Genomic DNA, 12,160 nt, shown 5'->3' on the forward strand with positions numbered 1-12,160 from the left:
GAATAATTTATTTTTTCTTTGTACTTTGAAAATATTTATATCGACTATGAAAAAACTAAAGTTGTTTTCATTAATAGCATTAAGTTCTACACTTGCATTAACCAGTTGCGGAGGATCTAATAATGGCGGCGGTACTAAAAAATTTGTCAGCAAAACAGGTTGGAAACCAAACGAGAAACAAGGTTGGTTTTTTGCAGGAAAGCAACAAAAACAAAAAGGTTGGCCGGGAATGGTATATGTAGAAGGTGGAACTTTTACAATGGGATTAGTGAAAGATGATGTTATGCACGATTGGAATAACTCGCCTCGCAGAATGCAGGTAAGTTCATTCTTTATCGGGGAAACTGAAATTACTAACTACGAATACCGCGAATACCTTACATGGTTGAAGTACGTATTCCCACCAAGCGATCCAAGCTTTAAGGAAATCTACAACGGTGCGTTGCCGGATACCTTATTGTGGGACAACAAATTATCTAGAAATGATTACAACGAGACGTATTTCCGTGCTCCTGAATTCGATTACTATCCTGTAGTAGGAGTATCATGGACTCAGGCAAACAGATATTGCGAATGGTTGTCAGACAGAGCAAACGAGAAAGCCTTAATGCAGGCAGGTATCATTGCAAAAGATTTGTATATCAACGAATCTAATAATCAGGGTGGAACTGCATTCAACATGGATAAATTCAAATCGAATGATCCGGAAATGCAAGGTTACATCAATGAAAAAAGAATGCAGCAAAAAACAGGTTTGAAAACTACAAACCAGAGATTGTTAGCTGCAAACAGAGCTCCGAACGCAGCAATGGTTTCAAAATTCAGACTTCCTACAGAAGTTGAATGGGAATATGCAGCTTTAGGTATGGCTAAAAACAGAGAGTACAATCAGTATATGGGTAAAAAACCTGAAATTGAAAAACTGAGAGGTACTAAAGGAAGAGAAAAAGGAATGTTCCTTGAAAACTTCAAAATGGGAACCGGAGACTACTCTGGTATCGCAGGCTGGAAAAATGATGGTTCTGCAAGAACTTCAGACGTAAGACAATATCCTTCTAATGATTTAGGAATCTACGGTATGTATGGAAACGTTGCAGAATGGACAGCAGATGTTTACAGACCAATCATTGATGAAGATTACAGCGACTTCAACTACTACAGAGGAAATATGCCTCAGGCTATCGTAAGAAACGGTGACGGAACTTACAAAATGGTAGACGAAAGCAGCATTAAATATGATACTTTAGCTGATGGAAGATTAGTTTACAGAAACTTACCGGGTCAGTATGAAAGACAGACAATTGCTGATTACAGAAACTATAGAGATGGAGACAGAATGTCTTCTCTAGACTATAGAACTGCATCAGATTCTGCTTCTTCATATGATATGTACAATTCTCCGAAATCAAGATTTATCGTAGATGCACAGGGTAGAGTAGTACTGCAAAAAGACAGAAAAGAAAGAACTTCTGCTGTTACTAACGATGTAAGAGTAGTAAAAGGAGGTTCTTGGCAGGATACAGCATACTGGCTAGATCCGGGACAAAGAAGATACAAGTCTCAGGATAAAGCTTACGGATGGATCGGATTCCGTGTAGCTCAGGATGCGAGAGCAAATGATAAAGGTAGAACAAGAAGATAATATTTATCAAAATAATTTTCAAAAAACCCTCCGGAATTCTGGAGGGTTTTTTTATTTTTGAAGTATGAATATAGAACAGTTTTATCCTTTATTTTTACAATCTGAAAAAGTAACCATCGACAGCAGAAAAATCGGTAAGAATGATATTTTCTTTGCTTTTTCAGGAGAAAATTTTAATGCAGCAACTTTGGCTGAACAGGCAATTGAAAGCGGAGCTTTAGCCGTAATTGTTGAACAGAAGGAATTCGAAAATAAAGAGAAAAATATTTTCTTTGCTCATTCCACACTGGAATTTTTGCAGCAGCTTGCCATTTATCACAGAAAACAACTGCAGATTCCTGTGATCGGGTTAACCGGAAGTAATGGAAAAACCACCACAAAAGAAATTATTCATGCTGTTCTTTCCGAAAAGTTTAATGTACAGTATACTATAGGAAATCTGAATAATCACATCGGTGTTCCTTTAACCATCCTTTCCATTAAGCCGGAACATGAAATGGCTGTGATAGAAATGGGAGCCAATCATCAGAAAGAAATCGCCCTTTTAAGTTCAATTTCCCAACCCGATTTTGGCTACATTACCAACTTTGGTAAAGCACATCTGGAAGGTTTCGGAGGATATGAAGGTGTTATTAAAGGGAAATCTGAGCTGTACGACTATCTTAAAGATCATAAAAAAACGATTATCGTTAACGAAAATGATCCTGTTCAGGTAGAAAAAACTGAAAATTATTCCCCGAAAATTACTTTTGGAAAAGAAAATTCAGATTATCAGTTTGAATTATTCTCAGAAGAAAATTTTGTAGGCATTAAATATGATAACCGGAAGGCAGTTTCAAAACTGACCGGAGAATATAATTTTACCAATCTTTGTGCAGCAGTGAGCTTAGGACTTCATTTCGGGATTGATTTTGAAAAAATAAAAAATGCCATTGAAGAGTATACCCCAACCAACATGCGCTCTCAGGTTGTTAAAAAAGACGGAAGAACACTGGTTTTGGACACTTACAATGCCAATCCGAGTTCTATGAGCGCTTCTTTGCAGAATTTCATCACTTTTGAGGGTTCAAAAACTATTATAATCGGCGATATGCTCGAGTTGGGGGATGAAAGTGAGAAAGAGCATCAGAATATTTTAAATTTAGCTCAGGAATTAGGTTTTGACCAGATTATTACAGTCGGAAAGAATTTTAAAAAGGTAAATTCTTCGGAAACAGCGTTTGAAAGCACAGCCGAATTAACAGAATATTTAAAACTTAATAAAATTCTTTCAGAAAATATATTATTAAAAGGTTCCAGAGGAATTGCTCTCGAAAAATCAATAGACTTTATTTAGTCTTCATATTTCGGAATTCTTCCACAATCAGTTTAATATTTTTGAATGTGCTTGGAAAAACCTCATCTTCGATCTGAACAGCGTTTTTCCAGGCAACTTCTGTAATTCCTTCTTCAATCTGAGGTTTTGAAGTATCTTCCCCATAGAAATTCATTTCAAACCAATGCGTGCATTTTAAAACCTTATCGCCGTTTCTTTCAACATAAATATGGTACGTTGTATTGATGAACTTCACCAGTTCTACATTCGTAAGCCCGGTTTCTTCTTCAATTTCCCTTACAGCAGACTCTTCACGAGATTCGCCTTTCTCCATTTTCCCTTTCGGAAGATCCCATTTACCTAACCTTTTGATGAAAAGAATTTCACCCGCAGAATTATTTACAATGCCGCCCGCAGCTTCTATAATTCTGAATAATTTCTGAAATTCTGACCAGATTTCATCGATGTTTTCACCAAAAACATTCAATTCTTTTACCGATGTATTTTCCAGAAGATCTAAAGCGATTTCCAGGCTTGTGACGTTTTCGTATCCAAGCGTTTTTTCTAAGTTTTCAGATTGCTTAGACAACAGTAATTTTTTTTCGTTCACAAAAACTTTATACATATATTTGTAAGAATTAAGAATTTAAATACAAAAATAAAAAATGAATTTAGAAGGACGAAAGATTATTGTTAATAAATCATCTAAAGACCTGGTAGAAATCCTGAAATCGCCAGAAAATTACAAAGATTTCATGCCGGACGGTCTTCAGAAATTTGAAACGAGAGAAAATGGATTTAAATTCGGATTGCAGGGAATGCCGGAAATTGCTCTGAAAATTGAAGAAGTTACTGATGAAAAAGCAGTGTTGAAGTCTGCAAGTTCAAGCTTAGATTTTTCTTTAACAGCGGCTTTAAACCCTCTAAATGAAAATCAGACCGAAGTTCAGATGTTATTTGAAGGGAAATTCAACCCTTTTATCAAAATGATGGTGGAAAAACCTCTTCAGAATTTCATCAATACGCTTACCGATAAGATCGAAGTTTATAAATAAATGAAAACCTTCAGCAATGAAGGTTTTTTTATGTTTTAAGCAATAATTCCCGAACTGTGATCCTGTGAGCTTCCCGTCGCAGAAGACAAAACATTAATTTCATTATTATACCGGAGAACTCCCATGAATGCAAAGATTAAAGCCTCTTTGAAATCAATAATCGTTTTTTCCGGAATGATGATCTCAGCATTGGTTTTGGCTTTTATTTTTTCAATGAAGTATTGATTATAAGCTCCGCCACCTGTAAATAAGACGCGCTTAAGTTGGTAATTATTGAAAACTTTTGAAATCTGTTCCGCAGCATGTTCCGTAAAAGTTGCCATTACATCAACGGTTTCAATATCTTCAAAAAGAGGAAAAATATTTTCGTTGCACCATTCGATTCCCAACGATTTTGGATGAGACTGACTGTAAAAATCCAGCGAATTTAATTTAGACAATAAATCTTCATTAATTCTTCCTGTTCTTGCTAAATTTCCGTTTTCATCAAAATTTTTGTTGAATTTCTGAGCTAATTTATTCAGAATAATATTGACCGGAGCAATGTCGAAAGCGATTCTTTTGTTCTGAATTTTCATGGAAATATTAGAAAATCCGCCCAGATTCAGACAGGCATCGTATTCCGAAAACAACAGTTCGTCACCAATCGGGACGAGAGGCGCTCCGTTTCCACCCATCAAAACATCCTGACTCCTGAAATCGTAGACCACAGGTAAATTTGTTTCGAGTTTAACCGCCCTTCCGTCGCCAATCTGTAAAGTAAATTTTTTCTGAGGCTGATGAAAAACCGTATGACCGTGAGAAGCGATGAGATCAACTGTTTTTATCTGATGCTTTTCAATAAAACTTTTAACCGATTTCCCTAAATAAAAACCGTATTCTGAGTTCAGTTCCAGCAGTTCTTCTGCAGAAAGATAAATAGATTTTCTAAGCTTATCTTCCCAGTTTTTAGAGTAGGAAAGTGTTTCTGCTTTCAGTATTTTGAATGTCCATTCATCCTGTTTCTCAAATCTGGCAAAGCAGATATCCAGTCCGTCTAAACTTGTTCCGGACATCAATCCGATCGCATGGAAAACCATCTGATTATTTTTTGTTTTGAGATATTTCAGGCGCGGCAAAATCTCCTGAATTCTGGAAGAAAACATATTCGGAAAAATCATCTTTTGCACGCATTCCGTGCGCGCCGATCAGCGTACTTCCGTCTTTTCTCGTTACGTACACCGTATCTTTTGTATAAATATTTTTCTTTACCTGATCCCAGTAAATACTCTGCATGGCAAATTTGTCGCCTTCATTAGTGGTAATTCTTACGTTTCCTTTCGCTTCGTAAAACTTTTTATAATCGTAGAATTTAGCATATTTAGCTTTAATGGTTCCGGGAATTTTCGGTTTCTTCTTGTCGAAAAACTGAATGTCAATTCCTTTTCTTGCAACCGTATAAGGACTGTCGATCAGTTCATATTTTTCGATGATTGGTGCTTTAGCTCTCATTGTTACAAACCCCGAATCTCTCTGGATGATGTTTGCATTATTAATGATCTGTGAAGGAAAGTTTTTACTCTGCTTACCTTTATTTTTCGTAAGATCTTCTTCACAGGAAGTTATAGCAAAAAATATAGCACAACTAAAAAGGTATGCTATATTTTTTTTATATGATATGTTTCTAAAAAACTTCATTTTAGTTGTATAGAGTCTTTCTGAACCACTTATCCGCAAAATTGAAACCAACTCTCAGGTTTACAAAGTTTTGGTTGATCAGGTTATTTTTAGTAGTTCCTCTTTTTCCGATTTCCAGTCCAAGTTCAAGACCGCTCATTCTTGTTATGCTGCTGTTTTTGAATGGAAGCAGTACTCCTGCAGAAACTCCGAACTTATTGATGTTCTGTCCAGCGATCTGAAGACTTCCTTTCTCATAAAAAGCTCCGTATCTGTAAACAACTCTTGAAAAATAGCTTCTGAAATTATTAAAATTCGGCAGATACCATCCTCCGGCAGAAATTCTGTAGGAATCCTGAAGATCAAGCGTACTTCCGAAATAGCCAATACTCGCACCTTTTTTATAATCCCCCTGAAGAGAAAGGAACCATTTGTTCTCTTCTCCGTATCCTACTCCGATAGAAGCCTGTAAAGGCAGAAGATTTTTAGAGTTTGTACTTTTCTGCTCGATGATGCTTTCATTACTTTTTACAGTGGCAGCGGCATCAGAATAGAAGTAGGTACTGTTTACGTAATCGCTCGTCATATTACTTGTATTTCCGAAAGTAGTAGTCGCCCCGATGGTAAGCTTTCTGTCTGTACTCGTATTCAGATTCTGGTAACTTGCTCCTAAGGTAAAGTTAAAATTGTGGATGCTGTTTTTGGTTTCATATCCGTTAATTAACTCTGCATTGGAATAAGCCAGTTCATTCAGGTCATAAAGATTTCCGAAGTAGTAATTCGCTCTTGCTCCAACAGCAAGTTTGTCGTTCACTTTATATCCTAAAGCCATTTGTACCGTATTCAGCGTTCCGCTTCCTTTAAATCTGTTGGCTCTTATATTGCCGGAGGACAATGTATCTCTGTGGATAATATCGTAGCTTTTTGAGCTGTACGGCTGATAAGAAAACCCCATCTTCAGTTTGGGAGACAGAGGAAAAGCAATTGAAATATTCGATAAATACGTAGAATGTTTGGTAGACTTCGTATTGTTATAGTTTGTTTTAAAGTAATTGTTTTCGTTGGTAGCTTCCAGCTTGATACTTGTAAGCTCGAAATTAGCATTGTTTGCAGGGTTTGCAAAATTGAAATTACTTGTAAAATCACTTATAAAAGCGGTAGATATACCTCCCATTGAGGTAGTTTCGATCGTATTATCATATTTTACATCTCCGATTCCGTAAGTTGCATAAGGAGAGTTACTCAGATTCTGCGCGTTAAGGAAATATCCAACTGATATCAATGATAGTACAAAGATTTTTTTCATTCTTTATTTTTAAAACAATGCGCAAATATCTTAAATATTAATGAATTGTAAAAATTATAAGAGGTTAAAGTTTGTTAAGGGGGATGAATAGCTATAATTATGATGAATTCTTAATTGTAAATTCGCTTTGGTTGTGATTTTTTATACATTATCTATACACTGCATGATAAAATTCACAATAGATCTGCAGCGCAAAATTCACCTACGAAGTAAAAATTCATATTCTGCGAATTACAAATTTCTTATCTTTGAATCATGAATTGGGAGAACATTGCCGGACAGGAAAGTCTGAAAAAACTTCTTAGAGACAGTATCGCCGAAAGCAGAGTAAGCCATGCCCAGCTTTTTATAGGCAGAGAAGGCTACGGAACACTGCCGGTTGCATTGGCGTATGCCAAAGAAATTCTGAGCAGCGAAAATCCACACGCAGGAGCGAAAGTGGAGCATCTCAATCATCTCGATCTGCATTTCAGTTTTCCGGTTTTTACGGATAACAAAAACTCATTAAGCAAAAATAAATTTGATGAATTCAGGGATATGGTTCTTAAATCTCCCTATGCAGGATATGATGAATGGACGGCTGTTTTAGAATCTGAAAACAAGCAGCTTTTTATTTCGGCAGATGAAATTGATGAGCAGAACCAGAAATTTTCTTTAAAAAGTTACGAAGGCGGAACTAAAATTCTCATTGTCTGGAGAGCAGATAAAATGAATGTCGCTGCATCCAACAAATTCCTGAAGTTTTTAGAAGAACCTCCTGCGAAAACAATCATTTTGCTTACCGCAGAATCTACCAACGATATTTTACCTACCATTCTTTCAAGAACGCAGATTGTAGAAGTACCGAGAATAAACGATGAAGATCTTGAAATGTATCTGAAAAAAAACTATAATCTTTCAGAAGACAAGACAGGGGAAATCATCCATCAGGCTCAGGGAGATCTGAATGAAGCCTTAAAACTTCTACAATCCGGAAATAAAACCGATGAGTTTGAAAAACTTTTTGTACAGTGGGTTCGTGATGCATTTATGGTAAAAAAGAAACCTGAATTTCTGCGAAGCATTATTCTCTGGGCAAGAGAAATTGCAGGATGGAACCGTGAAAAGCAGAAAAACTTCTTAAACTATTGTTCCGAAATTTTCAGACTGGCTTTGCTTCAGAATTATCAGTCGGAGAATTTAGTCTATAAAAAGATTGATGCCAATGGTTTCAACTGGATGGGATTCTCAAAATTCATCAGCGGAGCCAATATTGAAAGTATTCTTGAAGAAATCAGCACTGCCGATCTGCATTTAACCCGAAACGGAAATCCTAAAATTGTCTGGACAGATCTTGGAATAAAATTATCAAGATACATCCATAAAAGCTAAATAAAAACTCCGAATATCCTTCGGAGTTTTTTTATTCTTAAGCTGTTTTCTTTACTTTGGCAGCTTTTTTATCAGTTGTTTTCGTGCTGTTCTCTGCTGTTTTGTGCTTAGCATCACAGTCTTTATGATGATCTCCGCAGGCTTTCTTGTCTTTTACAGAACATTCTTTTTTGTCTTTTCCTGCACAGCATGCACCTTTTGGAGTTTCCTGCGCAAAGTTCAGCGTAAACAAAGCAATCGCTAAAACTGAAACTATTTTTTTCATGATCTAAATTTTTAATGAATCCAAATATAGTAAATTTTCTATTCGGAGGAATTTAAGATTAAAAAAAATTAAATTTTAATTAAAAATCAATCAATCGTTTGATTTATGAAAAATTGGTCGTAGATTTGCACCCGAAAAAACAGATACAAGAGTAAAGATGATTTCAAAAGAAGAAAATATATTATTTGCCGCAGAGAAACTTTTCGCAGAGAAAGGTTTTGAAGGAACTTCTACAAGAGAAATTGCCAAAGCTGCAAATGTTAATATTTCTATGATCTCTTATTATTTCGGTTCCAAAGAAAAACTGTACGAGAAGCTGGTAGAATACAGAATGAGCGAGGGACAGTTTTTTTCCAAAGATATTCTCGAAAGAACCGATATCAACGAATGGGAAAAAGTTGAAAAAATCGTAGATCAGTTTGCAGGAAAAGTAAGACACAACAAATGTTTCTACAGGATCATGCAGAGAGAACAGCTCCATGCAGAAAATCCTCAGATCGTAGAATTTCTGAAAGAAACCAAAATGGGATTCATTTCCATGTATTCAAAAATTCTGGAAAGCGGTCTTCAGAAAGGAATTTTTACAAAAAATCCTCCGATCTACCTTCTTCATTCCACGGTGAGCGGAACTTTATTTTACGCTTCTAATGCAAAAGAAATGTATAAAGAATTCCTGAACGACACCAATGAAGAGGAAGTTTTTGATGAAAAATATTACACAGAACTTAATAAACATATTAAATATCTACTAAAAGACCTTCTAGGTTATGAAGAAAATAAATAATTCAGTCCTTGCGCTCGCTCTATTCGTAGGGATTGCAAACGCAAATGCTCAGGAGAAAAAGACCCTCACTCTTGATGACGCTGTGCAGTTGGGAATCCAGAACAGCAAGAATCTTAAGATTGATGCTGCAAAAATAGAAGAAGCCACTGCGAATCTTCTGGAAGCTAAAAACAGACAGCTTCCCGAGCTTAAGGTTTCAGGAAGCTACATGTATCTTCCTTTTAAACCGAATATTGATATTAAACTTCCCGGAGTTTCAGGAGGAGGTCCGGAAGTTCATCAGGTTGCTTACGGATCTGCCAATCTAAGCGTTCCGATCTACAGCGGAGGAAGAATAAAATACGGGATCGAATCTGCAAAATATTTGGTGGAAGCATCCAGATTAACCACTGAAAACGACAAGGTTGCTATTGCTTACAATGTTGCGCAGGCTTACAATAATTTGTTTAAAGCCAACCAGTCCATTAAAGTTTTAGAAGAAAACCTTACCGCTTCTCAGAAGAGAGACGAAACATTCCTTAAACTTGAAAATAACGGAGTGATTGCAAGAAATGACCGTTTAAAGGCAAGTTTGCAGACTTCAAACATCGAACTACAGTTGCTGGAAGCAAAAAACAACTACAATATTGCCAATATCAATATGGATTTATTGCTTGGACTTCCGGAAACCACCGAAATCGAGGTAGATCAAAACTATATTGAAGAAGGAAATGAAGTAAAACCGCTTGATTTTTATTTAAACGAAGCCAGAGAAAACCGTAAAGATCTTCAGGCTTTGGATAAACAGAGACAGGCTGCAGCTTTGGGAACAAAATCCGCAAAAGCAGAAAATCTTCCTTCCATTGCTTTTACAGGAGGTTATGTGGCGGCAGATATTCCGAAGTTTTTAACGATTTACAATGCGGTAAATGTAGGCGTAGGAATTTCTTACAACTTATCGAATCTGTGGAAAGAAAACTCTTCGCTTAAGCAGTCAAAAGCAAAAGAAATGCAGCTGGCTGCAACCAATGAATTGCTAAACGACAACATCAAGCTTGATGTAAACAGAGAATATCAGAACACAGATTATTCTAAAAAAAGAATTGCTGTTTTCGAAAAATCTGCAGAACAAGCTAACGAAAATTACAGAATTACAAAAAATAAATATGATAACGGTCTGGCAACAATGACGGAGCTTCTGGATGCAGATGCTGCACAGATTTCAGCGAATGTAGGGGTAATCAATGCCAAAGCAGATGCCGTTTTAGCCTACAGAAAACTATTGCAGACTACCGGAACTTTAACAAATAAATAAAATTAAGAACTATACCCACAATGGAAAATAATACTACACAAACGACTGAACCAAAAAAGAAAAAAAGTTTAGTTTTCCCTATCATATTAGCCGTAGTTTTAATCGGAGGAGGAATCTACGGTTACAGAACCTATTCTTACGGGCAGGTTCATGAAGAAACAGACGATGCACAGATTGCATCCAATATGGCTCCCGTTATTTCTAAAATTTCAGGATACGTAACGGAAGTAAAAGTAAAGGACAACCAGTTTGTAAAAAAAGGAGATACTTTGGTTATACTGGACAGCAGAGATCAGAAAATGGCTTTACAGCAGGCAGAAGCAGCTTTGGCAACAGCAAAAAGCAGCATCTCTAATGCGCAGGCTTCCACAACGGCAACTTCAAAAAATATAAATTCTTCTGAAGCCGCTGTTACTACGGCGAATGCACAGATTGAAGCCGCAAAAGTAAACGTTTGGAAAACTTCTCAGGATTTAAAAAGATATGCCAATCTTGTGAAAGACCACTCTATTACAGAACAGCAGTATGAGCAGGCTCTGGCAGCAAAACAGTCTGCAGATAAGCAGCTTCAGGTTTTAATCGATCAGAGAAACCAGATTGCACAGCAAACGAATATTGCTTCTTCTCAGACCGCAGCAAGTTCTCAGCAGATCGGAGTGGCAAATTCCGTTGCAAAACAGAGAGAAGTGGATGTAGAAAATGCGAGACTGAATTTATCTTACACGGTAATTGTAGCACCGGAAGACGGATATGTTGGAAAAGTACCGATTCAGGCAGGACAGTATTTGCAGGCAGGTTCACAATTGTTTTCTTTGGTTAAAAATGACCAGAAATGGGTAATTGCCAACTTCAAAGAAACCCAGATTGATAAAATGGTGGAAGGACAAAAAGTGAAAATCGAGATTGATGCTTTCCCGGACAGAGAATTTGACGGTGTGGTAAGTTCTTTCTCTCCTGCAACCGGAGCTACCTTCTCTATACTTCCTCCGGATAATGCGAGTGGTAACTTCGTAAAAGTAGTACAGAGACTTCCTGTAAAAATCGATTTTGTAAATCTGGATAAAAATGTATCCAAAAGATTAAGAACAGGAATGAATGTAAAAGCAGAAGTTTCTTTAAAATAGAAATATAAAATAAGTGAATTGTCAGCAATGCAGAAGCAGATCGGTTATGAGATGTAATGAAGTAGTAGAATTGACAATGAAAGATTGATAACTGCAATTCACTTTTTTCAAAAATATATAAGTGAATTGTCAATTTTTGCAGGAGAAGTCATTTTTTAATGAAAAGAATTTGAAGATTGGCGATGAGGTCGATGCCGGATCAATGAAGCTGAGATCAGCGAAAGATGTGGAAATGATGAAGTTGATCTATGAAGAAGGTTCCGATGTAATGCAGAAAGATCATGAAGAGGAAACAGGAAATGAAGACGATAAATGAAGCGGTTGCCGGATATGAAGAAGAAAATTGAT

Annotated in this window: 13 protein-coding genes; 8 read left to right on the forward strand and 5 right to left on the reverse strand. The window is 36.5% G+C overall.

Features of this window, described 5'->3' with window-relative positions; translation table 11 throughout:
• Window positions 1–46: 46 nt before the first annotated feature.
• Together gldJ and AC52CF_RS06125 are read left to right on the forward strand one after the other, a co-directional pair.
• Entirely contained in the window at window positions 47–1,642 is a 1,596-nt protein-coding gene (gldJ, locus tag AC52CF_RS06120) for a gliding motility lipoprotein GldJ (RefSeq protein ID WP_214590398.1), read from the forward strand.
• A 64-nt stretch (window positions 1,643–1,706) separates the two neighbouring features.
• Window positions 1,707–2,978, forward strand: coding sequence for a UDP-N-acetylmuramoyl-tripeptide--D-alanyl-D-alanine ligase (locus AC52CF_RS06125; protein WP_214590397.1), 1,272 nt, complete (start codon window positions 1,707–1,709; stop codon window positions 2,976–2,978).
• Here AC52CF_RS06125 and AC52CF_RS06130 read toward each other — a convergent pair.
• A complete protein-coding gene (locus tag AC52CF_RS06130) occupies window positions 2,971–3,582 on the reverse strand; it encodes an NUDIX hydrolase (protein ID WP_214590396.1) in 612 nt (203 codons plus the stop codon). The genes AC52CF_RS06125 and AC52CF_RS06130 overlap by 8 nt on opposite strands.
• A 40-nt stretch (window positions 3,583–3,622) precedes the next feature.
• Between AC52CF_RS06130 and AC52CF_RS06135 the strand changes: the two genes are divergently transcribed.
• Entirely contained in the window at window positions 3,623–4,012 is a 390-nt protein-coding gene (locus tag AC52CF_RS06135; protein ID WP_214590395.1) for an SRPBCC family protein, read from the forward strand.
• A gap of 35 nt (window positions 4,013–4,047) precedes the next feature.
• Here AC52CF_RS06135 and AC52CF_RS06140 read toward each other — a convergent pair whose 3' ends face one another.
• Genes AC52CF_RS06140 through bamG form a run of 3 tightly spaced genes read right to left on the reverse strand, consistent with a single transcriptional unit; the run spans window position 4,048 to window position 6,974 of the window.
• The gene (locus tag AC52CF_RS06140; protein ID WP_214591110.1) at window positions 4,048–5,091 is read right to left on the reverse strand and encodes an anhydro-N-acetylmuramic acid kinase; all 1,044 of its coding nucleotides are present in this window, start codon (window positions 5,089–5,091) and stop codon (window positions 4,048–4,050) included.
• Window positions 5,092–5,095: 4 nt separating this feature from the next.
• Window positions 5,096–5,689, reverse strand: a complete 594-nt coding sequence (gene lptC, locus AC52CF_RS06145; protein WP_214590394.1) for an LPS export ABC transporter periplasmic protein LptC — start codon at window positions 5,687–5,689, stop codon at window positions 5,096–5,098.
• Window position 5,690: 1 nt separating this feature from the next.
• Window positions 5,691–6,974 (reverse strand): BamG family beta-barrel-assembly machinery protein, encoded by a 1,284-nt coding sequence (bamG, locus tag AC52CF_RS06150; protein WP_290261078.1) that lies wholly within the window; start codon window positions 6,972–6,974, stop codon window positions 5,691–5,693.
• 255 nt (window positions 6,975–7,229) lie between these two features.
• Between bamG and AC52CF_RS06155 the strand changes: the two genes are divergently transcribed.
• A complete protein-coding gene (locus tag AC52CF_RS06155; protein WP_290261075.1) occupies window positions 7,230–8,345 on the forward strand; it encodes a DNA polymerase III subunit in 1,116 nt (371 codons plus the stop codon).
• 37 nt (window positions 8,346–8,382) lie between these two features.
• Here AC52CF_RS06155 and AC52CF_RS06160 read toward each other — a convergent pair whose 3' ends face one another.
• The gene (locus tag AC52CF_RS06160; RefSeq protein WP_214590391.1) at window positions 8,383–8,610 is read right to left on the reverse strand and encodes a hypothetical protein; all 228 of its coding nucleotides are present in this window, start codon (window positions 8,608–8,610) and stop codon (window positions 8,383–8,385) included.
• Window positions 8,611–8,767: 157 nt separating this feature from the next.
• Between AC52CF_RS06160 and AC52CF_RS06165 the strand changes: the two genes are divergently transcribed.
• The 4 genes from AC52CF_RS06165 to AC52CF_RS06180 all read left to right on the forward strand — a co-directional run bounded on the left by AC52CF_RS06165 (window position 8,768) and on the right by AC52CF_RS06180 (window position 12,128).
• Complete coding sequence (locus tag AC52CF_RS06165) at window positions 8,768–9,394, forward strand: TetR/AcrR family transcriptional regulator (protein ID WP_290261072.1); 627 nt, start codon at window positions 8,768–8,770, stop codon at window positions 9,392–9,394.
• Window positions 9,378–10,688 (forward strand): TolC family protein, encoded by a 1,311-nt coding sequence (locus tag AC52CF_RS06170; RefSeq protein ID WP_290261070.1) that lies wholly within the window; start codon window positions 9,378–9,380, stop codon window positions 10,686–10,688. Before AC52CF_RS06165 ends, AC52CF_RS06170 begins: the two co-directional genes overlap by 17 nt.
• A 20-nt stretch (window positions 10,689–10,708) precedes the next feature.
• Window positions 10,709–11,812, forward strand: a complete 1,104-nt coding sequence (locus tag AC52CF_RS06175) for an HlyD family secretion protein (protein WP_214590389.1) — start codon at window positions 10,709–10,711, stop codon at window positions 11,810–11,812.
• Between the two features lie 121 nt (window positions 11,813–11,933).
• On the forward strand, window positions 11,934–12,128 hold the full coding sequence (locus AC52CF_RS06180) for a hypothetical protein (protein WP_214590388.1): 195 nt from the start codon (window positions 11,934–11,936) through the stop codon (window positions 12,126–12,128).
• Window positions 12,129–12,160 lie beyond the last annotated feature (32 nt).

The sequence above is a fragment of the Chryseobacterium sp. 2P genome, from assembly GCF_059579425.1.

Coding starts and splice junctions, on each gene's coding strand:
- AC52CF_RS06175 (WP_214590389.1), top strand. CDS start 10,709: ATGGAAAATAATACTACACAAACGACTGAACCAAAAAAGAAAAAAAGT.
- AC52CF_RS06125 (WP_214590397.1), top strand. CDS start 1,707: ATGAATATAGAACAGTTTTATCCTTTATTTTTACAATCTGAAAAAGTA.
- AC52CF_RS06170 (WP_290261070.1), top strand. CDS start 9,378: ATGAAGAAAATAAATAATTCAGTCCTTGCGCTCGCTCTATTCGTAGGG.
- AC52CF_RS06165 (WP_290261072.1), top strand. CDS start 8,768: ATGATTTCAAAAGAAGAAAATATATTATTTGCCGCAGAGAAACTTTTC.
- AC52CF_RS06155 (WP_290261075.1), top strand. CDS start 7,230: ATGAATTGGGAGAACATTGCCGGACAGGAAAGTCTGAAAAAACTTCTT.
- lptC (WP_214590394.1), bottom strand. CDS start 5,689: ATGAAGTTTTTTAGAAACATATCATATAAAAAAAATATAGCATACCTT.
- AC52CF_RS06160 (WP_214590391.1), bottom strand. CDS start 8,610: ATGAAAAAAATAGTTTCAGTTTTAGCGATTGCTTTGTTTACGCTGAAC.
- AC52CF_RS06135 (WP_214590395.1), top strand. CDS start 3,623: ATGAATTTAGAAGGACGAAAGATTATTGTTAATAAATCATCTAAAGAC.
- AC52CF_RS06140 (WP_214591110.1), bottom strand. CDS start 5,091: ATGGTTTTCCATGCGATCGGATTGATGTCCGGAACAAGTTTAGACGGA.
- gldJ (WP_214590398.1), top strand. CDS start 47: ATGAAAAAACTAAAGTTGTTTTCATTAATAGCATTAAGTTCTACACTT.
- bamG (WP_290261078.1), bottom strand. CDS start 6,974: ATGAAAAAAATCTTTGTACTATCATTGATATCAGTTGGATATTTCCTT.
- AC52CF_RS06130 (WP_214590396.1), bottom strand. CDS start 3,582: ATGTATAAAGTTTTTGTGAACGAAAAAAAATTACTGTTGTCTAAGCAA.